Genomic DNA, 20,694 nt, shown 5'->3' on the forward strand with positions numbered 1-20,694 from the left:
TCAGCCCACAGGGAGAGGGAACAAACCCTAAAAACGGCAACGAAGTTGCCGTTTTGCTTTTATTTTGCCATCGCCTTCTCGTTCTTCGCGCGCAGCTTCTTCGCCCGACTCTCCAGCACCAGATAACAGATCGTTGCCAGCGCCAGCGGCAGGAAGTAGTAGATCATGCGGTACGCGAGCAGGGCAGCGATAATCGTCCCGTGAGACACATGCTCCCCCGCAAGCAGCGCGATAAACACCGCTTCCAGCACGCCGATCCCCGCCGGAATATGCACAATTACCCCGGCAATACTGCTTACCAGCAGCACGCCCAGCACGAAGAAGTAATTCACATCTTCGCCAATCAACAGCCAGATAATGGCTCCCATCGCCATCCAGTTGGCGCTGGAAACCACCATTTGCAGGACGGCAAACTTCCATGACGGCAGCACCAGCTTCTGTCCTTTAATGGTCATATGACGACGTTTGGCAAAGGCGCAGGCCCAAAGGTAGGCGGCGATGATCAGCAGCAGTACGATGCCCAGAATGCGCAGGGTGGCCTCATCGATGTACCAGTGCGCAGGCAGCTGCACCACGCCAATGGTGAAAATCACCCCGCCGAGCAGGATATACCCCAGCCAGTTGGTGGTGATACTCAGCGAGAAAATACGCGTGATGGTGCCGCCCGGTAAGCCAAGGCGGGAGTACAGGCGATAGCGCATACCAATCCCGCCCACCCAGGTGCTCAGCGTCAGGTTAAAGGCGTAGCAGATGAATGACACCAGCATAACCTGCCGTTTGGCAAGCTTATGCCCGCAGTAGGCGCGTCCCAACAGGTCATAGCAGCCGTACATCAGGTAGCTCACAATCACCAGGCCAACCGCCCCCAGCAGGACTGTCCGGTTGTAGTTGCGAATAACCTTCCACACCTCTTCCCAGTCGACCTTTTGGGCATACACCACCAGCAGGACCGCGACGGCAATGAAGAACAGCCAGGTCAGGATTTTTTTCGCCAGCCGCCAGCGAGGATGAGATTTCGACATCAGGTTTTCCCTCCATCTTCCGCCTCTACGCGGTCCTGGGTTTCCATTTCGGGTTGCACTGGCGGATCCACCAGCGCCAGTTTCGGCGTATGCGCGGGCAGCCAGCCCACCATGGCCGGGAAGTGGCGCAGGAAGTGGAACACCACCACACCGATGCCAACGTTCCACCAGCTGCGTTTCGGCACCATGGACTCATCCACACGCACGCAGTCTTTATTGATCAGACCCTGAAGGTTATCGCGCAGGGTCTGATTAAACTGGCGATCGTGGATGATCAGGTTCGCTTCCAGATTGAGCGATAAGCTCAGCGGATCGAGGTTGCTTGAGCCAACGGTCGCCCAGTGGTCATCCATCACGGCCACTTTGCCGTGCAGCGGGCGGCGGCGATATTCATAGATCTGCACGCCGCTTTTGACCAGATAGCGATAGAGCAGACGCGCGCCCACCTTCACAATCGGCATATCGGGCTCACCCTGGACGATGAGCTTCACGCTCACGCCGCGTCGGGCCGCGTTGCGCATGGCGTGCAAAATCCGGTAACCGGGGAAGAAATAGGCGTTGGCGATAATCACCTCGCGCTTCGCGTTCGCCAGCATCTTCAGGTAGTGACGTTCGATATCGTCCCGGTGCTCCTCGTTATCCCGCCAGACGAACAGCGCCTGCGCCTCGCCGGGCTTGCGGTTCTCTTCCGGGCGATGGCGGCGTCGCCACCAGCGGCGAGCGGCCTCTTTGCCGGGTAAGTTTTCCAGCACGAACAGCTGGATGTCCTGAACCACCGGCCCTTCGATACGGATCGCGTAGTCCTGTTTCGCTTCGGGACCATAATCCGACATATGCTCGGCGGAGTAGTTAATGCCGCCCACGAAGGCCACCGTTTCGTCCACCACCACAATTTTGCGGTGCATTCGGCGGAACAGGTTGGTGCGCATCCCGAACAGACGCGGGCCGGGATCGTAATAGCGGAATACCACCCCTGCGGCGGTGAGCTCGTTAACAAATTCGTCGCTGAGATCCGGCGAACCATATCCGTCGAGCAGGACCTCGATTTTTATACCGCGACGAGCGGCTTGCAGCAGCGCGCTGTGCAACTGCCTGCCCACGTCGTCTTCAAACCAGATAAACGTTTCCAGAAAGACTTTCTGCTGTGCGTGGCTAATCGCCTCAAAGACTGCCGGATAAAAGTTATCGCCATTTTCCAGCAGCGTAATACGGTTACCTTCCTGCCATGTGCATTTCATAAGTGGATCTCCGCGCTGAGTGGGGCATGGTCGGAGAGATGTCGCCAGTTGAGTAAAGCCAGCGCCGTCGGGCTGCTGGCGTGGGCATTTTTTACGTAGATGCGGTCAAGGCGCAGCAGGGGGAAGCGCACCGGAAACGTCCGCGCGGGACGACCGCGTGAGCGGGTAAAAATCTCCTCCAGCCCCGCATTCACCTTCAGAGGATGGTTGGCCCGCTGTCGCCAGTCGTTAAAATCACCGGCCACCACCACGGGCTCGCCCTCCGGCAGCGCATTGGTCCAGTCTGCCAGCATCTGTAGCTGAGCCTGACGGTGGGCCTCACGCAGGCCAAGATGAACGCAGCCCACATGAATGGGAAAATCGAGCGCCGGTGGCGTGATGCGGCAGTATAACAACCCGCGTTTTTCGCTCTCGCCAACGGAGACGTCCCGGTTCTCATAATGCTCGATAGGAAAACGCGACAGCACTGCGTTACCGTGATGCCCCTCCGGGTAGACCGCATTGCGCCCGTAGGCGTAATCGCTCCACATGGTATCCGCCAGAAACTCGTAATGGGGCGTGTCGGGCCAGTTTTCGAAATGCATCGGGTGCACTTCGTGCGCGCCCATGACCTCCTGGAGGCAGACAATATCGGCGCTGACGGTGCGTACCGCGTCGCGCAGCTCCGGTAAAATGAAGCGGCGGTTAAATGCTGTGAAGCCCTTATGAATATTTATCGTCAGCACCTTAAGCGAGAAATGCTGCGTTCTTTTGCTCATAAACACCTTCCTGGGTGACTATCCCGATGAAAATAAAGTGTAGTAGGCGTCACAAAAAGATGCGGCGTTACGGAATTTTCCGTAAAGTGCGGTAGTCTGAATTAGCAGAGAAAAATCCTTCAGGAGAGAAGCCATGAAGTGGCAACAACGCGTTCGTGTCGCAACCGGTTTGAGTTGCTGGCAGATAATGTTGCATTTACTGGTCGTGGCCGTACTGGTGATGGGCTGGATGAGCGGCACGCTGGTGCGTGTCGGCTTAGGGTTATGTGTGGTTTACGGCGTGACCGTGCTGTCGATGCTGTTTTTACAGCGTCACCACGACGCGCGCTGGCGTGAAGTGGGTGATGTGCTCGAAGAGCTCACCACCACCTGGTATTTTGGTGCGGCAATGATCGTCCTGTGGCTGTTGTCACGCGTGCTGCAAAACAACCTGCTGCTGGCCCTGGCGGGTCTGGCTATCCTCGCAGGGCCTGCGGTGGTGTCGTTGCTCACCAAAGAGAAAAAGCTACGCGATGTTTCGTCTAAACATCGCATAGGCCACTGAGCCCGTTGTGGCCGCGATGACCAGTAGCGGCCACAAACTTCCCCACACAATATCCAGACTCGCATCCTTCAGATAGATTTGCTTGGTGATATCCGTGAAGTGACGAATCGGGTTTATCCATGTCAGATCCTGTAACCACACCGGCATGTTCTCCACTGGCGACACGTACCCTGAAAGCAAAATCGCCGGCATCATAAAGACAAACACCCCGATAAACGCCTGCTGCTGCGTTGAGCAGAGCGCGGAAATCAGCAGCCCAAACCCCACCAGCGCCAGGCCGTAAATCACCATCGTGAAGTAAAACAGCGCCAGCGATCCGGCAAACGGGATCTGGTACGCCCATATTCCCACCCCCAGCACGATGGTGGCCTGGAACGTCGCGACAATCAGTGCCGGCACCGCCTTGCCGACAAATATCTGCCAGGTGGCGAGCGGCGAGACCAGCAGCTGATCCAGCGTACCTTGCTCACGTTCGCGTGCCACGGACAGCGAGGTGACAATCATCACGCCAATAGTGGTGATCATGGCGATTAACGACGGCACCACAAACCACTTGTAGTCCAGATTCGGGTTGTACCAGTTGCGCACCACCAGCTCGCTGTTGTTGGGTTTGGGTTTGCCCGCCATCAGCTCCTGCTGGTAGTCCTTCACTACCTGCTGCAAATAGTTCGCCGCTATCTGGGCGCTGTTGGAGTTACGTCCGTCGAGGATCAGCTGCATCGGCGCGGTCTGGAAGGTGTCCAGATTGCGGGAGAAATCCGCCGGGAAGCGCACCAGCAATAATGCTTTCTGCGTGTCGATGGTGGGCTGGATCGCCTGCGGGCTTTGCAGCAGCAGGACATGGGTAAAGGCTTTGGCGCGGGCGAAACGCTGTGTCAGCTCGACGGAATGCTTGCCATTGTCTTCGTTGTAAATGGCGATGGTGGCGTTGGTGACCTCCAGCGTGGCGGCAAACGGAAACAGTACAACCTGAAGCAGCACCGGCAGCACCAGGATGGCTCGGGTCTGCGGCTCGCGCAGCAAGGATTGCAGCTCTTTGCGGATCAATGTCCATAAACGGTGAAACATCGCGTCGTCCTCCTGTCGGGTGGCGCTTGCGCTTACCCGACCTACAAAATCCGATGGCTAATCTAATCTTCTTTTCGTTTTCATCCACGTCAGCCCGATAAACATCACCGCCGACGCCAGCAAAAACAGGGTGTTGATAATCAGCACTACCGGGATGTTCCCCGCCAGAAACAGGCTTTGCAGGGTGCTCACAAAGTAGCGTGCCGGAATGATGTACGTCACGGCGCGGATCACCGCCGGCATACTGTCAATCTGGAAGATAAAGCCGGAGAGCATAATCGACGGCAGGAAGGCGGCATTAAGCGCCACCTGCGCGGCGTTAAACTGGTTGCGGGTGATGGTGGAGATCAGCAGCCCCATTCCCAGCGTGCTGAGTAAAAACAGGCTGGTAATAAAGAACAGCACCACCAGCGAACCGCGGTACGGCACGCCAAGAATAAATACCGAGACCAGCATACAGAGCAGCATCGCCAGCATGCCGAGGAAGTAGTAGGGGATCAGCTTGCAGAGCAAAAGCTCGACGCGCGTCACTTCGGTGGAGAGCAGCGCCTCCATGGTGCCGCGCTCCCATTCGCGGGCGATCACCAGCGAGGTGAGGACCGCGCCAATCACCGTCATGATGATAGTGACTGCACCCGGGATAATAAAATGCTGGCTGATGGCGGCGGGGTTAAACCAGTAGCGCGTCTGCACGTCAATCAGCGGTTCAAACTTCTCCCCCCGGTCTTCGGCGCGCTGCATCTGCCAGAGCTGCCAGATCCCCTCCGCATAGCCCTGCACGAAGTTGGCGGTGTTCGGTTCGCTGCCGTCGGTGATCACCTGAATTGGCGCATCGGCGCCCGGGCGTGCCATGTTGGCGGCGAAATCGACCGGGATGACGATCAGACCGCGAATTTTACCGGCCTGCATTTTCTGGATCAGTTCCTGCCGGTTGTCGCTGATGGTGGCATCGATGTAGGGCGAGCCGGTCATGGCGTGGGTGAAGTCCAGCGCCTCTTCACTCTGCTGCTCCAGCAGGATCCCGACCCGCAGCTTGCTGGAATCGAGGTTAATCCCGTAGCCAAAAATAAACAGCAGCAGCAGGGGGATCACCACCGCAATCAGCCAGCTGCTGGGGTCACGCACAATCTGCCGCGTCTCTTTGACGCACAGGGCGCGCACCCGGCGCCAGGAGAGGGCGTTACTGCGCATGAGGATTCTCCTTATCCCAGTCGTGGATGAGGGTGATAAACGCCTGCTCCATGGTCGGGTCCGGCTGTGCGTCGTCGGCGGCCTGCGCTTTCAGGTCGTCCGGCGTGCCGTGGGCAATCAGCTTGCCGCGATAGACCAGCCCGATGCGGTCGCAGTACTCTGCCTCGTCCATAAAGTGGGTGGTGACCATCACGGTCACGCCTTTTTCCACCATGCTATTGATATGCAACCAGAATTCACGGCGGGTGAGGGGGTCCACGCCTGACGTAGGTTCATCAAGAAAGAGGATATCGGGCTCGTGCATCAACGAACAGGCCAGCGCCAGCCGCTGTTTGAAGCCAAGCGGCAGCGCGTCGGTAGCGTGTGAGGCGATATCGGTCAGGCCAAAGGCGTCGCACATGCGGCCGATTTTCTCGTTCTGCGCCCGTCCCCGCAGGCCGTAGACGCCGGAGAAAAATCGCAGATTTTGCTCCACCGTCAGGTTGCCGTAGAGCGAAAACTTCTGCGCCATATAGCCCAGATGCTGGCGCGCCTTGCCGGAGCTGACTTTGAGATCCATGTTCAGCACCAGCGCTTTGCCGGAGGTCGGTACCAGCAGGCCGCACATCATTTTAAAGGTGGTGGATTTCCCTGCACCGTTCGGCCCGAGCAGGCCAAATATCTCGCCGCGCTTCACGGCAAAATTGACGTTATCGGTGGCGGCGAAATCGCCAAATTTTTTGGTGAGCGATTTCGCTTCAATGACCGTTTCGCCCGGCGTGCCTACCACCGTGTGCAGAATGGCGCCAAGCGGTGATTCTGAGGTTCCCGCCCCGCCCAGCAGATCGATAAACGCATCTTCAAAGCGCGGCGCGGTCTCTGTCATGTCGATTTCAGGCATCCCCTGCGCACGCCGGATATCGTCGGCGGTGGCCTCTTTTTTGAGGATCACGCGCACCGAACGGCCCTGAATCATCCCGTCGCTCACCTGGGGCAGCTTCAGCACCCGTTGCAGCAGCTTGCGGTTGGATTCCTGCGCGCTGTGTAGCAGAAAACTGCGCCCGGCCATGGTTTGCGTCAGCTCGGTGGGCTCGCCCTGATAGAGCAGTTCGCCTTCGTTCATCAGCAGCACGTCACGGCACTGCTCTGCTTCATCAAGGTAAGAGGTACTCCAGAGGATCAGCATGCCGTCACCCGCCAGCTCGTGCACCATCTGCCACAGCTCGCGGCGGGAAATCGGGTCCACGCCGACGCCGGGTTCATCCAGCAACAGCACCTTCGGTTCGCCCACCAGCGTGCAGGCCAGCCCCAGCTTCTGCTTCATCCCGCCGGAAAGTTTGCCCGCCAGCCGATCGGTGAACGGGCCGAGGGAGGTAAACGCCAGCAGACGCTCGAAGGTTTTCTGCCGGGTTTCGCCGGTAACGCTGCGCAGATCGGCATACAGGTTGAGGTTTTCCATTACCGTCAGATCTTCATACAGACCAAACTTCTGCGGCATATAGCCGAGTATGCCGTGGAGCGCCGCGCCGTCTTTGATGGGATCGAGGCCAAGCACGCTGGCGCTGCCTTCATCCGGCTTCAGCAATCCCGCCAGCATCCGCATCAGCGTGGTTTTACCCGCGCCGTCCGGCCCCACCAGCCCGGTCACATAGCCTTTTTGAATCGTACAGTTCAGCGGCGCGACCGCCGGTTTAGCCATTCCCGGGAAGCGTTTGACCAGATTATTGAGCTGGATAACCGCATCATTCATGTTGTTCCCCGTCGTTTAAGGTCACGGTAACAGGCATGCCCTGACGCAGCGCGTCGTCCGCATCGGTGACGATGATGCGCAGGCGATACACCAGGTCGGTACGCAGATCCGGGGTTTCAACGGTTTTTGGCGTGAACTCGGCCGTTGGGGAGATGAAGCCCACTTTGCCGTGATACGGCTTGTCCGGGCGACCATCGGTGTAGAGCAGCAGTTCGCGGCCCGGCTGCATCTGGCCAAGATTCGGCTCATCAATGTAAGCGCGCACCCACACCGGACGGGTTAAGGAGAGCGTTAACACGGTGCTGCCCGCGCTGAGCATGCTGCCCGGCTCCACGGCGCGGGTCATCAGCGTACCGTCAGACGGGGCGATTAACGTGGTATCGTGCAGATCCAGCTCCGCCTGGGCTAACTGCGCCTGCGCCTGCTCAAGGCTGGCCTTCGCCTGGGCAATGTCCTGCGCGCGGTTACCGGTGCGGTACTGGCTTAACTTATCCTGGGCAGATTTCAGCGTCGCCTGCGCCTGGTCGCGGGATGAGCGCGCGTTTTCCAGGTCGTTGGCGGAAATAGTGCGGCTTTTCCATAAGCCTTGCTGACGGTTATAGAAATTCTGCGCATAGTCATAGGCGGCTTTTGCCTGCTTAACGGCAGCGGCCGCCTGGGCGATCTCTTCATCACGATAGCCCGCCAGCATCAGGTCGTACTGCGCCTGTGCGACGGCGACGCCCGCTTTTGCCTGCATCAACGCGTTTTCAAACGGGGCTTTGTCCAGCATCCCCAGCGTCTGCCCGGTTTTGATGGCATCGCCTTCGTCAACGCTCAGCGAGGCCAGCCGTCCGCCGACGCGGAAGCTCATGTTCACGGTGCGGATATCCACGTTGCCGTACAGCGTCAGGCCACGATCCTGCTGGCTCTGATACCACAGCCAGCCGCCTGTTCCCGCAGCAAGCAAGACAACAACCACCAGAATGATGGCGACAGGTTTTTTCATGACTTCTGGCTCCTTTGCGTTAAGCCTTGCAGGATCAGATCAACGTGACAGGTAATGACCTGGCTAATTTGCGCGGCTTTATCCTCATCGAATTGTGTCCAGCCCGTACGTAACAGGATGGTCTCACGCCCCAGACGGAAGGCGAGCACTTCGCCCAGCAGGGCGTGGGTATGCAAAATGGTGTCCGTATCGCTGGCGTCCCGTCCGGTATAGGCGGCAATAAGCCGGGTCAGATGGCTATGCATCGGGGCGATCACCTGATCGTGTACCAGCTGGTACGCGGCAGTGGGGGAGAGCTGCTCGCGGGAGATAAATTTGCTCAGGTTCAGCGTATCGTCGTGCGTCAGCAGGCGGATCATGTTGTGACAGGCGTTAAGGATCAGCTGGCGGATGGCAACCCGGTCCGGTTCTGGCTGGCTGAACAGCGCGGTGGCTTCTTCCACGTGCGGGCGAAAGCTGGTGCCGATAAAATCCGCGATCCACTGGGCGCAGGCGAGGTATAGATCCTCTTTTGAGCCAAAATAGTAGGTAATGGCCGCAATATTCTGCCCGGCCTGCGCGGCGATATCCCGCGTGGTGGCATGCAGACCATACTCGCCAAACTGCGCCAGCGCGACGGCGATAAGCTGACTTTTCGCCTGCTCGCCTTTGGTTGTCGTTGGGGTTGTATTCATAGCAGCATTAAAAATTAATCAATCGATTGATTAAGATTATGCCTGATTTGCGCAAACGTCGAGTCATCGCCGGGGATATTTTATGCGCCACGTCACAAAAGCTGCTACACTCCGCTCCTTCGCGACATTGTGGTTTTTGTCCTTCTATTCGTTATATCTCCCTGAAAACTACACCTGTGATGGTCGGGGCGGTTCGGAGTTTTTATGTCTTTTGATTCCCTTGGTCTGAACCCGGAAATTCTGCGCGCCATCGCAGAGCAGGGCTACGTTGAGCCAACCCCTATTCAGCAGCAGGCTATCCCGGCCGTTTTGCAGGGCCGTGACCTGATGGCAAGCGCGCAGACCGGTACCGGTAAGACCGCGGGCTTTACCCTTCCGCTGCTGGAGCTGCTGGTAAAAAACCAGCCACACGCCAAAGGCCGTCGTCCGGTGCGTGCGCTGATCCTCACCCCAACCCGCGAGCTGGCGGCCCAGATTGGTGAGAACGTGCGTGAATACAGCCGCTATCTCAACATTCGTTCGCTGGTAGTTTTCGGCGGGGTAAGCATTAACCCGCAGATGATGAAGCTGCGCGGCGGCGTGGACGTGCTGGTGGCAACGCCGGGGCGTCTGCTGGATCTCGAACACCAGAACGCGGTGAAGCTCGATAACATCGAAATTCTGGTGCTGGACGAAGCCGACCGTATGCTGGACATGGGCTTCATCCACGACATTCGCCGCGTGCTGGCGAAGCTGCCGACGCGTCGTCAGAACCTGCTCTTCTCCGCGACCTTCTCCGACGAGATCAAGGCGCTGGCGGAAAAGCTGCTGCATAACCCGCTGGAAGTGGAAGTCGCGCGCCGCAACACCGCCTCCGAGCAGGTGACGCAGCACGTGCACTTTGTAGATAAGAAGCGCAAGCGGGAACTGCTCTCCCAGATGATCGGCCAGGGCAACTGGCAGCAGGTGCTGGTGTTTACCCGCACCAAGCACGGCGCCAATCACCTGGCGGAACAGCTGAATAAAGATGGCATCCGCAGCGCGGCCATTCACGGCAACAAGAGCCAGGGCGCGCGTACCCGCGCGCTGGCAGACTTCAAGTCCGGCGACATACGCGTGCTGGTGGCAACCGACATCGCCGCACGCGGTCTGGATATCGAAGAGCTGCCGCACGTGGTGAACTACGAGCTGCCAAACGTGCCGGAAGATTACGTTCACCGTATCGGCCGTACCGGACGCGCGGCGGCAACCGGGGAAGCGCTCTCTCTGGTTTGCGTGGATGAGCACAAGCTGCTGCGCGACATCGAACGCCTGCTGAAGAAAGAGATCCCGCGCATTGAAACCCCGGGCTATGAAGTTGACCCGTCAATCAAAGCCGAGCCAATTCAGAACGGTCGTCAGGGTGGCGGGCGCGGTCAGGGCGGCGGTGGTCGCGGTCAGCAGCCGCGTCGTGCCGAAGGCGGCGCGCCGAAATCTTCGGGCAAACCGCCGCGTCGTAATAACGACAGCAAACCGGCCGGTGAAAACCCATGGCGTAGCGGCGAAGGTAAACCGGCAGGCGAGGGACAGCGCCGACGCCGCCCGCGTAAGCCTGCTAACCCGCAGTAATCTGGAAGCCCGGTCGTAAAGCCGGGCTTTTCTTTTTGCGGCAGCGGAGAGAAAGTGCCACAATAGTGGCTGTTTATACAGTATTTCAGGTTTTCCGATGGCTTTAACCGCTGCGCTCAAGGCGCAAATTGGCGCATGGTATAAGGCGCTACAACAGCAGATCCCCGATTTTATCCCCCGAGCCCCGCAGCGGCAGATGATTGCCGACGTGGCAAAAACGCTCGCCGGGGACGACGGGCGACATCTGGCGATTGAAGCCCCGACCGGCGTCGGGAAAACCCTGTCGTATCTTATTCCCGGCATTGCCATCGCGCGGGAAGAAGATAAAACGCTGGTGGTCAGTACCGCTAACGTGGCCTTGCAGGATCAGATCTTCAGCAAAGATTTGCCGCTGCTGCGCAAAATTATCCCCGATTTACGGTTTACCGCCGCCTTTGGTCGCGGGCGCTACGTCTGTCCGCGCAATCTGGCGGCACTGGCCAGCAGTGAACCCTCCCAACAGGATCTGCTCGCGTTTCTTGATGACGAGCTGACGCCAAACAACAAGGCGGAGCAGGAGCAGTGCGCAAAGCTGAAGGCCGATCTCGACGGCTACAAGTGGGACGGCCTGCGGGATCACACCAACCAGGCGATCGGCGACGACCTGTGGCGCAGGCTCAGCACCGATAAAGCAAGCTGCCTGAACCGTAACTGTCACTACTATCGCGAGTGCCCGTTCTTTGTCGCCCGGCGTGAGATTCAGGAAGCGGAGGTGGTTGTCGCCAACCACGCGCTGGTCATGGCTGCACTGGAGAGTGAAGCGGTCCTGCCGGAGCCCAAAAACCTGCTGCTGGTGCTCGATGAAGGCCATCATCTGCCCGACGTGGCGCGAGATGCGCTGGAGATGAGCGCGGAAATTACCGCCCCGTGGTTTCGCCTGCAACTGGATCTGTTCTGCAAACTGGTGGCAACCTGCATGGAGCAGTTCCGTCCGAAAACCACGCCGCCGCTGGCGGTTCCGGAGCGGTTGAGCGAGCACTGTGAAGAGGTGTACAGCCTCATCGCCTCGCTGAATAATATTCTTAACCTGTATCTCCCCGCCACCCAGGAGGCGGAACACCGCTTTGCGATGGGTGAGTTGCCGCAGGAAGTGATGGAGATTTGCCAGCAGCTGGCGAAGCACCTGGAAAAGCTGCGCGGGCTGGCGGAGATGTTCTTAAACGATCTCAGCGAGAAAACCGGTACTCACGACGTGGTGCGTTTGCACCGCATTCTGCTGCAAATGAATCGTGCGCTGGGGATGTTTGAAGCGCAGAGCAAACTCTGGCGGCTGGCTTCGATGGCGCAGGCGTCCGGCGCGCCGGTGACTAAGTGGGCCACCCGCGAAGTACGAGACGGGCAGGGACATCTCTTCTTCCACTGCGTGGGCATCCGCGTGGCCGATCAGCTGGAAAAGCTGATCTGGCGCAGCGTGCCGCACGTGGTAGTGACGTCAGCGACTCTGCGTTCCCTGAACAGCTTTTCAAGGTTGCAGGAGATGAGCGGCCTGAAAGAGAAAGCGGGCGACCGTTTTGTGGCCCTGGACTCGCCGTTCAACCACTGTGAGCAGGGCAAGCTGGTCATTCCGCGCATGAATTATGAGCCGCTTATCGATAACGAAGAGCAGCATATTGCGGAAATGGCGGCCTACTTCCGCGAGCAGGTTGAGAGTAAAAAATACCCCGGTATGCTGGTGCTGTTTGCCAGCGGTCGGGCGATGCAACGCTTCCTGGAGCACGTCACCGATCTGCGCTTACTCCTGCTGGTGCAGGGCGATCAGCCGCGCTATCGGCTGGTGGAAACCCACCGTAAACGCATTGATAACGGCGAGCGCAGCGTGCTGGTGGGGTTACAGTCCTTTGCGGAAGGGCTTGATTTGAAAGGCGACTACCTGACGCAGGTGCATATCCATAAAATCGCCTTCCCGCCCATCGACAGCCCGGTGGTGATCACCGAAGGCGAATGGCTGAAAAGCCTTAACCGTTATCCGTTTGAAGTACAAAGCCTGCCTGCAGCGTCGTTTAACCTGATTCAGCAGGTCGGGCGCTTGATCCGTAGCCATGGCTGCTGGGGCGAGGTGGTGATTTATGACAAACGACTGCTCACCAAAAACTACGGCCAGCGGCTGCTGAATGCGCTGCCGATCTTCCCGATTGAGCAGCCGGACGTGCCGGAAGTAAAAAAACGCCCGACAAAACTGGCTGCCGGGCGTCGAAAAAGCTTCCGTGCTAAGGGGCGCGGTCCTACTGGTAAGTGAAGGTCACCTGGATCACGCTGCTGAACGTGCCGGCAGAGATGGGCATCGAGGTGGCGTAATAGCGTGCGGCCAGCGGGAACGTGGCCGTGTGGTCTGACGGGTTTATGGCAGCGTTAAAGGCGGCCTGCGGGGCAATCAGTATCTTGTCCTGACGATCTGCCAGCTCCAGTGCCAGCCCCTTTGCGCTACCGAGATTGGCAAATTTGGTGGGATGGGTGCTGTCGGCCTGACCGTAGAAAAAGGCGGTGGCAAGCGCCAGCGTGGCCGGGCAGTGCGACACCGAAAGGGAAAAGTCCTTCCACTCGCCGGTATCGCCCACGTCTTTAAAACTACCCGATGCCGCCTGGCCTAAGTCCACCGTCAGGTTGCGGCTGGCACTGTCAATGACGCACGTGTTGGCGTAAATGTTACCCGTCATCTGGATCTGTATATCATCGGCGTGGGCCTGGGCGATCAGCCCCAGCGCGAGAATCAATGCGGTTTTTTTCATGACGTTCACTTATAAGCGAGGGTGATGGTTGCCACAGTATTGGCTGGCCCGGGGGTGACTACATTGCTGACCTGCTCGTAGCGAACCTCAAACGGGATCACCAGCGTTTCGTTGGCTACGGCCTGATTTTGGGTACTTACATAGGTACCGAAGGTGGCGAGATGGTCATCAAATAGCATTCTTACTCCGACGCCTGTAGCCATGCCGGTCTGCTGCGTGAGTTTGATCACCCCCTCAAATGCTGTGTCATATCCATTCGCGCTGGTGATTTTTAGCTCAGGCTGTACGGTTGTGTCACAGTTGACGGTGATATTAAATTTTTGAGCAGGGCTGGATAAAAAACCTACGCTGATGAAATCACTGACGGGAAAATCGCCCAAATTAACGGTGAGATTTTTCGGTAAAACGGAGCAGGTGACCTGATGAAGAATAACATTACCTGCATAGGCGATGTGGTTAGGGTTGCCGATCCCTTCATGGCCGAAAACGCCAATGCCAAATTCGGTTTGAGACTGCACCAGCGTACCGGATGTCACGGTGTCACTCGTTTTAACCAGCTCAAGCGTTATTTCAAAGCTAAAAGTCTGTGTTCCATCGGTAGAGACGTAGCCAACAGGCGTTCCACGTGAATCGCACTGCACGCCGCCAGCGCCGCTAATTCGCTGCCCGTGATCATTCATCAATGCTACGCCAATCCCCGGCACGCCGGATTCGTATACCCCCCTGAGCCCTGGCATTTCCGCTCCGGTGCCGTAGTAGCAGGAGACAATCTCCAGGCCGCTGTCGGTACTCTGATCGCAATGCCCGGCAACATGAACGCTCTGCTCTGTACCCGGGATAGTTGCGCCAACTGCCAGCGTCGTCGGGACAGAAATGGATGCCACGTTGATCATTTTGGGGAGATCCGGCGTGGTGCAGGTCGCCTTCGCATGCGGCATGAATAACGCAGCGGTTCCCAGAATCAGTAAGAAAAAGCACTGTTTAATCATTTGCATAATGTTTTGCCTTTAGGGGAGATCAGTGACACTGCGCGGCAGCGTTAATGATGCTGGTTTTCGCTTTCTCATCCGTGAGCACATAGTCAGCGACGCAATGCTCGTTTGCCTCCTGTCCCCAGGAAACGCGGAGATGCCCTTGCTGTGGCAGACCCGAGAGATAGGTCTGGCCATCATTCCCGACGATAAATTCGCTGTCCTTGTCCTCGGTGGTAACCGTTGCGCCGAACGGCAGCGGTTTACCGTTTTGCGTGAGCGTCATCAGGACGCGATTGCCCACGCGCGTCGTGAAGCTGGCGCGCACAATGGCTCCGCGGGTTGGCGTCACAATTTGTGCCGCATGGGTGACGTCGGCGTCCTCCGGCAGCGTTTCCGTATCCAGCGCAATAGTGTTGTGGCGATACGCGGTGACGAACGGTACGACGGTGTAGCCGCGGAAGTCGGTTTCAACGCCGGTCTGGTTAGTGATATGCGTGCCGTGCGTACCCGGGGCTTTCACGAGCGCAATGGTCTCACCGAGCGGCTGGCTTAGCGTGATGCCGTTTGCATGGGCAATCACGCCTCCCTGCAAGCCGACGTTCAGTGTTTGCTGATATTTATCCTGACTGACGCCACCGCTCACTTCACCGTATGTCGCTTTGTAGTCGGCGTTAACGCTGGTGGAGTTACCGCTGCCGGTGCTGCTCAGCCCCTCCTGGAGATTCCAGTTCAGGTTGTCTTCTTTCAGGGCCGTACCGTTCAGGCCGATGTTCTGCGTGGTGCCATCTTTCGTGTTGTTCAGGTTGTACGTGGCCCAGGTGTTATGCATCCAGCGCTCCAGCGGAACCGAAACGCTCAGCGAGAACTGGTTGTCGTTCGTCACCGCATTACCGTCCAGATCGCTGTCGTGGGTGTTTTTGTTCATGCTGTAGCTAAGGCTGTAGCTAACGCCGTGCCAGCTGTTGTTGTAGCTGACGCTCATGGAGGTCATGTCCTGGTTCTGGCTCCAGTAGGTTTCCTTCACCATGCTCAGCGTGACCGATCCCCAGCCTTCTGGTAGCGTCTGGTCGATGGTGGCTTCGGTACGGGCGCGGCGCTGCTGTGGCGCAGACCAGTTGTCGGCGCGGGTATACGACTCCATGGTGTCGTCCAGGGTGTAAAACCCCTTGCTGTTGTAGCGATAGCCCGCAAGCGAAAAGTTGGTGCCTGAACCGGCGAAATCTTTGCTGTAGCGTACGCGCCACGATTTGCCTGTGCTGGACTGCTGTTTTTTCAGCAGGGCTCTGGCGCGAGTCACGTCAATGGAGAACGCCCCTAAATCACCCATGTTTTTCCCGGCGCCTATCGCCTGCGACTGATAATGACTGCTCTGCTGTACGCCGCCGTAGGCCGTGAAGCCGTGGGGTAAACCATAGATGGCGCTCCCCTGAGCAAACGGGGTCTTTTCAACATCTTTATCATAAGAACGATAACGCCCGGCAGTTACGCTGTAGCGCAGGTTTTTTTCACGCTGCAATACCGGAACGGAGGCAAACGGCACCACGAAATGGCTTTCGCTGCCGTCAGTTTCTTTCACCGTGACCTGGAGGTCGCCGCTGCTGCCGGTGGGGTAGAGATCGTTAATTTCGAAGGCCCCCGGCGCGACCGTGTTCTGATAAATCACGTACCCGTTCTGGCGCACCATCACCAGCGCGTTGCTGTGGGCGGTGCCACGAATAATAGGCGAATAGCCTTTTTCGCTGTCGGGAAGCATGTCGTTATCGGATTTCAGCTCCACGCCGGTGTAAGGGACACTGTCAAAAACATCAGCAGGTGATGAGCTCTGGCCAACGGTGATATCGCTTTTCATCGCCACAATATCGCGTTGCGCATAGGTATAAACGGAGGTGAATTTCTGTTCCTCCTCATTGCCTGTGGTGCTGCGATTCCAGGTGGAATAGTTGCGAAGGCGCCATGCGCCAACGTTTAAACCCGGACGCAGGTTCACGTACTGGCTACTGCTATCCTCTTCACCCTGCTGGCGCGCATGGCTCTGGCTGGCGTTGACGCTGTAATTAAGCAGGCCCGCGTTGATCCCTTCGTCAAACTCTTTCGGGTCGATGTAACCGCGTGGCACCTGTCCGAGCGCCTTTTGCGGTATGCTCAGCAGCAGCTGCTGGTTGCGAACGTGAAAGATTGCAGATGAAGCAGGGATGACACCTAGATCGGCACACTGGCCTTTGGCCATGAGCTGAGGAAACTTTTGGGTCTTGATACCGAGGCTTTTTAATTCACCCATGCTAAAGCAAGGTTGTAACGTGTCGTTACCCTGCGAATCTTTCTCAAGCGTAAAGGTCACGTTGCGGGTATCAATTTTATTATTATTGATAAACACCGCGACCTCATATTTCCCCGGTGCCTGGCCGGGACCTTTTTCATAGACGGACAGATCGGTTTTACCCTGCTGGGGATTATCAATATCCAGCAAGGCGGGGTTAAAATAATCATCAGCCATAACCTGCTGCGCAAAGATGGCTATTGCCAGGCCACAGAGAATGACCAGCAATGAAGACATTCGGCAGGTGAACGGCTTTTTGTGGCTGTACATGATTATTTTATTACCGGAACAATTAATGAACGGATTTCGACCAGGAATGGCTGATGCTGCCGTAATCATTAATAATGGAATACGTCACGTTTGAGCCCCCGACATTACCCGGTATAGCAAAATGTGTTTCTGATTTCGGAACAGCCCAGGTCGCTTTTGTGACTTTCTGACCGTTAAGCGTGACGGTCTGGAAATTCATATAGAAAGGCGTAGGGTTATTCACCACCAGGTCGTTACCTTCGCGATGCCATTCAAGCTTATCCGCCACATCTTCTGGTCGGCCTTTTACCGAGGACGGGCGATACAGCAATTTAATGCGGGTATTAATGGCAATTTGCAGCGTATTTACTCCCTCAACGTGTTTTGAGGAAGGGATCGCTTTGATATTCAACCAGTACAGAGATTCCCTGTCTTCCGGTAAATTTCCGCCCGTGCGTACCACGCGCAGAACGTTATCTTCTTTTGCATCCAGACGGAAAAGCGGCGGGGTGATCAGGAATGGGGCTTTGGCCGGGTTTTTACCGCCAGAATCGACCCAGGACTGTACCAGATAATCCGTCGTATCCGGGTTTGACAGGCCAAGAGATGATTCCTTTTTATCTCCTTGATAGACCAGCCGGGTACCATTAATCACGACGCCCGCATGTGCAGAGGCTGATATCAGTAAAAGAGTGCTCAGTAAATAACCGTGGCGCATAAAGATTTCTCAATAAATAGAAGAGATATTAATGCCCGCAAAAGCATTAATATCTCAGGATTGATAAGATCAGTTATAAATAACGGTGAAAGTCGATACAGAGTTGGCAGGGCCTGCGGTAATGGCGGCCTGAGTTTGAATATAACGCGCACCGAATTCCAGGTCGTTAACTGCCGTGCCGGAGGCTAAAGGATATTGCTGCGAAGGCGTATACAGAGTGACAGGCTGCCCGGAAGCATCCATCAACTGAATGGCTACACCGGTTGCCGCATCGGTATCTGGCGTTAATGCCAGCGCGGCATTATTATCCGCATCCGGCGTACCGCCGAAGTTAATCGCAGCCGAGGTCACTGTTTCCGGACAATTGGTTAACTTAATATCAAACTTCGTTGATGTGCTGGTAGAGCCTGCGCCGGTAAATACCGTTTTAGACACCTTACCCAACTGAACGTTTAATGGATTACTTAATCCATTCACGACCTGGCAAGCAGAATCGATAATTTCACCGGTGAAATTAATCTGGCCTTCACCGTTAGTTGCCGCAAATGCGGATGCAGAACATCCCACCGTTGCGGCGATAAAAAAAACTAATGCAACCTTGTTCATAGTTAATCCTGATGTGATTCTGGTAAAAGCGTTGCCTGGACGTTTTTACCGTTGACCCTTAATGATTTTTCGATGTTTATTTAATCAAAAAAAGGGTCGCTGCGGATCTTTTGTCCCAATCACAAATAATGTAAATAGTGCTTGAGTTTAATTTTTTTATATGAAAACAGCAGGTTGATAATGATCACAAAACACTATCGGGTCTGTGTTCATCGGGCTATATTGTTAACAAGATAATGCAGTCAGGAGAAATGTCGTGGATTACCGCAAAATTATCAAAGAGGTAGGGCGTGGGAAAAACCACGCTCGCGATCTGGACCAGGAAACAGCCCGCGCGTTGTACACGCATATGCTGAATGGCGACGTGCCGGAACTGGAAATGGGCGGCATTTTGATTGCGCTGCGTATTAAAGGGGAAGGTGAGGCGGAGATGCGCGGCTTTTATGAGGCCATGCAGTCGCAGACCATGCGCTTAACCCCGCCCGTCACGAAGCCGATGCCAATTGTGATCCCGACCTACAACGGCGCGCGTAAGCAGGCAAACCTCACGCCGCTGCTGGCTATTCTGTTGCAGAAACTCGGTTTCCCGGTAGTAGTGCATGGCGTGAGCGAAGATCCGACGCGCGTGCTGACAGAAACCATCCTGGCGTTGTTAGGTATTGAACCGACCCTCCATGCCGGTCAGGCACAGGCAAAGCTGGAGGGGAATCAGCCGGTCTATATCCCCGTTAGCGCGCTCTGCCCACCGCTGGAAAAGCAGCTGGACATGCGCTGGCGCATGGGCGTACGTAACAGCGCTCACACCCTGGCGAAGCTGGCGACGCCGTTTGCCGAAGACGCCGCGCTGCGTCTTTCCAGCGTCTCCCATCCGGAATACGTGACGCGAGTCGGGCAATTCTTTGCCGAAATCGGTGGACGCGCGCTGCTGATGCACGGGACAGAAGGCGAGGTTTACGCCAACCCGCAGCGTTGTCCACAGCTGATGCTGATTGAGCCCGCCGGGACGCGGGTCGTTGTCGAACGTGGGGAAGAGAACAGAGATGCGATCCTGCCTGAGTCGAAAGATCCGCAGGTCACCGCGCGCTGGATTGTGCAGTGTCTGGCCGGGAAGGTGCCGGTTCCGCAGTCAATCAAGCTGCAAATGGCCTGCTGCCTGCTGGCTGCAGGGGAAGTCGAGTCCGTGGAAGCCGGGTTGCAGCGCGTGGCGCAGTCATTTTAAGCAAAAAAAAGCCCGTCCAGTGGCGGACGGGCAAACAAGGGTAACAACAACAGGGTCAATGAGGGTTGGAGCATCTCACCAGAGGGTATGGCGAGGGTGGAGCATAATTTGTTCGATTACTTGTAGATAACCGCAGTACCGCTCAGTTTGTTATTACCGTTAGTGGAAGTGATGGTGTATCCACTTGCGCCCGCGGCGGCAGCTTTTTCAGCCAGTTTTGCTTCCAGACCGTCCAGCGTGGTCGCGCCTTCAGCACTCACCACACCGATTTTGTTCAGATCCTGTGCCTGAGTAGAGGAGACTGGCTCTACGGCGAAAGCGCCGAAAGACAGAGCGGACAGGGCAACAGCGGCAACAGCATATTTGATGGTTTTCATAGGTCAATTCTCGCAGGTTATTCTGTTAAGGGGACGATGTTCCGTCGATGTGATAAGTATCACGCTTTTTAGTGGAAGATAAAATCGAAGAGAATTGACGTGGTTGGTCAAAAAAATTGAATGACAAATAACTTATTGATTATTATTAAAATCAGAAGCGCAATTGACACTTCTTGCGGATACGCTTTACAGACACAATCAGAAGGGCACGTTTTGCTACGCGCTTCGCTGAAAGTCGTGAGCGTAAAGTAAACTGTTGGTGCGGTTAACTACGGTAAAGGAAAGTCAACGTAACTGGCTGTCTTTCGATCCTCTACGATTATATCCTGAATGTGAAGCATTTTTTGAATCTTTCTCCTGCTGACAGGTGATGCAAAGCCGTACTCCGGGAATGGCTTTACGTCGTGCCTCAGGAATGGGATCCCCGCACTCTTCGCATTCCGTCAAACTTTCGCCGCGCGGAATTTCACCGCGAGCACGCGCAACCGCATCTTCAATGGTACTGTTGATCTGTTCGTTAACGGCGTCGTCATTCGCCCAGCCGGAAGCCATGATGTTCTCCTGAAAGGATCAAGTCATGCATTTTAATATGGGGTGAAAAAACGCACAGTCAAGGCGCAGACAGAGAGAACTGCATCTGCCGGACAGATGCAGTTTGGAAGGCGGTAAG

Annotated in this window: 19 protein-coding genes; 4 read left to right on the forward strand and 15 right to left on the reverse strand. The window is 56.4% G+C overall.

The window, feature by feature from the left end; genetic code table 11:
* Positions 1-59: 59 nt before the first annotated feature.
* From IPZ49_RS14625 to IPZ49_RS14635, 3 genes are read right to left on the reverse strand one after another with little or no spacing between them, the layout of a single operon-like run.
* Positions 60-1,022 carry a YbhN family protein gene (locus IPZ49_RS14625; protein WP_023299637.1) on the reverse strand — a complete coding sequence of 321 codons (963 nt, stop codon included), beginning with the start codon at positions 1,020-1,022 and terminating at the stop codon, positions 60-62.
* Positions 1,022-2,260 (reverse strand): cardiolipin synthase ClsB, encoded by a 1,239-nt coding sequence (clsB, locus tag IPZ49_RS14630; RefSeq protein ID WP_022647504.1) that lies wholly within the window; start codon positions 2,258-2,260, stop codon positions 1,022-1,024. Before clsB ends, IPZ49_RS14625 begins: the two co-directional genes overlap by 1 nt.
* Positions 2,257-3,018, reverse strand: a complete 762-nt coding sequence (locus tag IPZ49_RS14635) for an endonuclease/exonuclease/phosphatase family protein (RefSeq protein WP_022647505.1) — start codon at positions 3,016-3,018, stop codon at positions 2,257-2,259. Before IPZ49_RS14635 ends, clsB begins: the two co-directional genes overlap by 4 nt.
* A gap of 133 nt (positions 3,019-3,151) precedes the next feature.
* Here IPZ49_RS14635 and IPZ49_RS14640 point away from each other — a divergent pair, with 133 nt between their 5' ends.
* Positions 3,152-3,562 carry a YbhQ family protein gene (locus tag IPZ49_RS14640; protein WP_003858499.1) on the forward strand — a complete coding sequence of 137 codons (411 nt, stop codon included), beginning with the start codon at positions 3,152-3,154 and terminating at the stop codon, positions 3,560-3,562.
* On the opposite strand, the gene IPZ49_RS14645 is transcribed toward IPZ49_RS14640, so the two are convergent.
* The 5 genes from IPZ49_RS14645 to cecR are packed head-to-tail and all read right to left on the reverse strand — an operon-like array spanning position 3,524 to position 9,212.
* Positions 3,524-4,630 carry an ABC transporter permease gene (locus tag IPZ49_RS14645; protein WP_193762852.1) on the reverse strand — a complete coding sequence of 369 codons (1,107 nt, stop codon included), beginning with the start codon at positions 4,628-4,630 and terminating at the stop codon, positions 3,524-3,526. The two genes, IPZ49_RS14640 and IPZ49_RS14645, sit on opposite strands and share 39 nt — an antisense overlap.
* A 57-nt stretch (positions 4,631-4,687) precedes the next feature.
* Positions 4,688-5,821, reverse strand: coding sequence for an ABC transporter permease (locus tag IPZ49_RS14650; RefSeq protein ID WP_063146200.1), 1,134 nt, complete (start codon positions 5,819-5,821; stop codon positions 4,688-4,690).
* A complete protein-coding gene (locus IPZ49_RS14655; RefSeq protein ID WP_063146199.1) occupies positions 5,811-7,550 on the reverse strand; it encodes an ATP-binding cassette domain-containing protein in 1,740 nt (579 codons plus the stop codon). The genes IPZ49_RS14650 and IPZ49_RS14655 overlap by 11 nt, the downstream gene beginning before the upstream one ends.
* The gene (hlyD, locus tag IPZ49_RS14660) at positions 7,543-8,538 is read right to left on the reverse strand and encodes a secretion protein HlyD (protein ID WP_063146198.1); all 996 of its coding nucleotides are present in this window, start codon (positions 8,536-8,538) and stop codon (positions 7,543-7,545) included. Before hlyD ends, IPZ49_RS14655 begins: the two co-directional genes overlap by 8 nt.
* Positions 8,535-9,212, reverse strand: a complete 678-nt coding sequence (gene cecR / locus IPZ49_RS14665; protein WP_063146197.1) for a transcriptional regulator CecR — start codon at positions 9,210-9,212, stop codon at positions 8,535-8,537. The genes hlyD and cecR overlap by 4 nt, the downstream gene beginning before the upstream one ends.
* A gap of 204 nt (positions 9,213-9,416) precedes the next feature.
* Here cecR and rhlE point away from each other — a divergent pair, with 204 nt between their 5' ends.
* The gene (gene rhlE, locus IPZ49_RS14670; RefSeq protein WP_017693771.1) at positions 9,417-10,799 is read left to right on the forward strand and encodes an ATP-dependent RNA helicase RhlE; all 1,383 of its coding nucleotides are present in this window, start codon (positions 9,417-9,419) and stop codon (positions 10,797-10,799) included.
* Positions 10,800-10,896: 97 nt separating this feature from the next.
* On the forward strand, positions 10,897-13,074 hold the full coding sequence (gene dinG / locus IPZ49_RS14675) for an ATP-dependent DNA helicase DinG (protein ID WP_038415719.1): 2,178 nt from the start codon (positions 10,897-10,899) through the stop codon (positions 13,072-13,074).
* On the opposite strand, the gene IPZ49_RS14680 is transcribed toward dinG, so the two are convergent.
* From IPZ49_RS14680 to IPZ49_RS14700, 5 genes are all read right to left on the reverse strand, one after another.
* Positions 13,061-13,564 (reverse strand): fimbrial protein, encoded by a 504-nt coding sequence (locus tag IPZ49_RS14680; protein ID WP_023299643.1) that lies wholly within the window; start codon positions 13,562-13,564, stop codon positions 13,061-13,063. The two genes, dinG and IPZ49_RS14680, sit on opposite strands and share 14 nt — an antisense overlap.
* A gap of 5 nt (positions 13,565-13,569) precedes the next feature.
* On the reverse strand, positions 13,570-14,559 hold the full coding sequence (locus IPZ49_RS14685; RefSeq protein ID WP_022647513.1) for a fimbrial protein: 990 nt from the start codon (positions 14,557-14,559) through the stop codon (positions 13,570-13,572).
* A 22-nt stretch (positions 14,560-14,581) separates the two neighbouring features.
* Positions 14,582-17,125, reverse strand: coding sequence for a fimbria/pilus outer membrane usher protein (locus IPZ49_RS14690; protein WP_139153881.1), 2,544 nt, complete (start codon positions 17,123-17,125; stop codon positions 14,582-14,584).
* 22 nt (positions 17,126-17,147) lie between these two features.
* Complete coding sequence (locus IPZ49_RS14695; protein ID WP_063146196.1) at positions 17,148-17,822, reverse strand: molecular chaperone; 675 nt, start codon at positions 17,820-17,822, stop codon at positions 17,148-17,150.
* Between the two features lie 69 nt (positions 17,823-17,891).
* Positions 17,892-18,428 carry a fimbrial protein gene (locus IPZ49_RS14700; RefSeq protein WP_063146195.1) on the reverse strand — a complete coding sequence of 179 codons (537 nt, stop codon included), beginning with the start codon at positions 18,426-18,428 and terminating at the stop codon, positions 17,892-17,894.
* A 256-nt stretch (positions 18,429-18,684) separates the two neighbouring features.
* On the opposite strand from IPZ49_RS14700, the gene ybiB reads away from it, so the two are divergent.
* Positions 18,685-19,647, forward strand: coding sequence for a DNA-binding protein YbiB (gene ybiB / locus IPZ49_RS14705; protein ID WP_022647517.1), 963 nt, complete (start codon positions 18,685-18,687; stop codon positions 19,645-19,647).
* A 116-nt stretch (positions 19,648-19,763) separates the two neighbouring features.
* Here ybiB and ybiJ read toward each other — a convergent pair whose 3' ends face one another.
* The gene (ybiJ, locus tag IPZ49_RS14710; RefSeq protein ID WP_003858474.1) at positions 19,764-20,024 is read right to left on the reverse strand and encodes a DUF1471 family protein YbiJ; all 261 of its coding nucleotides are present in this window, start codon (positions 20,022-20,024) and stop codon (positions 19,764-19,766) included.
* Positions 20,025-20,309: 285 nt separating this feature from the next.
* Positions 20,310-20,576 (reverse strand): DksA/TraR family C4-type zinc finger protein, encoded by a 267-nt coding sequence (locus IPZ49_RS14715; protein ID WP_022647518.1) that lies wholly within the window; start codon positions 20,574-20,576, stop codon positions 20,310-20,312.
* Positions 20,577-20,694 lie beyond the last annotated feature (118 nt).

Source organism: Enterobacter cloacae complex sp. S2 (assembly GCF_015159675.1).
In the GTDB taxonomy this organism is placed as follows: domain Bacteria; phylum Pseudomonadota; class Gammaproteobacteria; order Enterobacterales; family Enterobacteriaceae; genus Enterobacter; species Enterobacter intestinihominis.

What these genes read in the sequence shown, in the direction of transcription:
- IPZ49_RS14645 (WP_193762852.1), bottom strand. Translation starts at nt 4,630, where the DNA reads ATGTTTCACCGTTTATGGACATTGATCCGCAAAGAGCTGCAATCCTTG.
- IPZ49_RS14655 (WP_063146199.1), bottom strand. Translation starts at nt 7,550, where the DNA reads ATGAATGATGCGGTTATCCAGCTCAATAATCTGGTCAAACGCTTCCCG.
- IPZ49_RS14715 (WP_022647518.1), bottom strand. Translation starts at nt 20,576, where the DNA reads ATGGCTTCCGGCTGGGCGAATGACGACGCCGTTAACGAACAGATCAAC.
- ybiJ (WP_003858474.1), bottom strand. Translation starts at nt 20,024, where the DNA reads ATGAAAACCATCAAATATGCTGTTGCCGCTGTTGCCCTGTCCGCTCTG.
- IPZ49_RS14695 (WP_063146196.1), bottom strand. Translation starts at nt 17,822, where the DNA reads ATGCGCCACGGTTATTTACTGAGCACTCTTTTACTGATATCAGCCTCT.
- dinG (WP_038415719.1), top strand. Translation starts at nt 10,897, where the DNA reads ATGGCTTTAACCGCTGCGCTCAAGGCGCAAATTGGCGCATGGTATAAG.
- IPZ49_RS14690 (WP_139153881.1), bottom strand. Translation starts at nt 17,125, where the DNA reads ATGTACAGCCACAAAAAGCCGTTCACCTGCCGAATGTCTTCATTGCTG.
- cecR (WP_063146197.1), bottom strand. Translation starts at nt 9,212, where the DNA reads ATGAATACAACCCCAACGACAACCAAAGGCGAGCAGGCGAAAAGTCAG.
- hlyD (WP_063146198.1), bottom strand. Translation starts at nt 8,538, where the DNA reads ATGAAAAAACCTGTCGCCATCATTCTGGTGGTTGTTGTCTTGCTTGCT.
- IPZ49_RS14685 (WP_022647513.1), bottom strand. Translation starts at nt 14,559, where the DNA reads ATGCAAATGATTAAACAGTGCTTTTTCTTACTGATTCTGGGAACCGCT.
- clsB (WP_022647504.1), bottom strand. Translation starts at nt 2,260, where the DNA reads ATGAAATGCACATGGCAGGAAGGTAACCGTATTACGCTGCTGGAAAAT.
- IPZ49_RS14700 (WP_063146195.1), bottom strand. Translation starts at nt 18,428, where the DNA reads ATGAACAAGGTTGCATTAGTTTTTTTTATCGCCGCAACGGTGGGATGT.
- IPZ49_RS14680 (WP_023299643.1), bottom strand. Translation starts at nt 13,564, where the DNA reads ATGAAAAAAACCGCATTGATTCTCGCGCTGGGGCTGATCGCCCAGGCC.
- rhlE (WP_017693771.1), top strand. Translation starts at nt 9,417, where the DNA reads ATGTCTTTTGATTCCCTTGGTCTGAACCCGGAAATTCTGCGCGCCATC.
- IPZ49_RS14640 (WP_003858499.1), top strand. Translation starts at nt 3,152, where the DNA reads ATGAAGTGGCAACAACGCGTTCGTGTCGCAACCGGTTTGAGTTGCTGG.
- IPZ49_RS14650 (WP_063146200.1), bottom strand. Translation starts at nt 5,821, where the DNA reads ATGCGCAGTAACGCCCTCTCCTGGCGCCGGGTGCGCGCCCTGTGCGTC.
- IPZ49_RS14635 (WP_022647505.1), bottom strand. Translation starts at nt 3,018, where the DNA reads ATGAGCAAAAGAACGCAGCATTTCTCGCTTAAGGTGCTGACGATAAAT.
- IPZ49_RS14625 (WP_023299637.1), bottom strand. Translation starts at nt 1,022, where the DNA reads ATGTCGAAATCTCATCCTCGCTGGCGGCTGGCGAAAAAAATCCTGACC.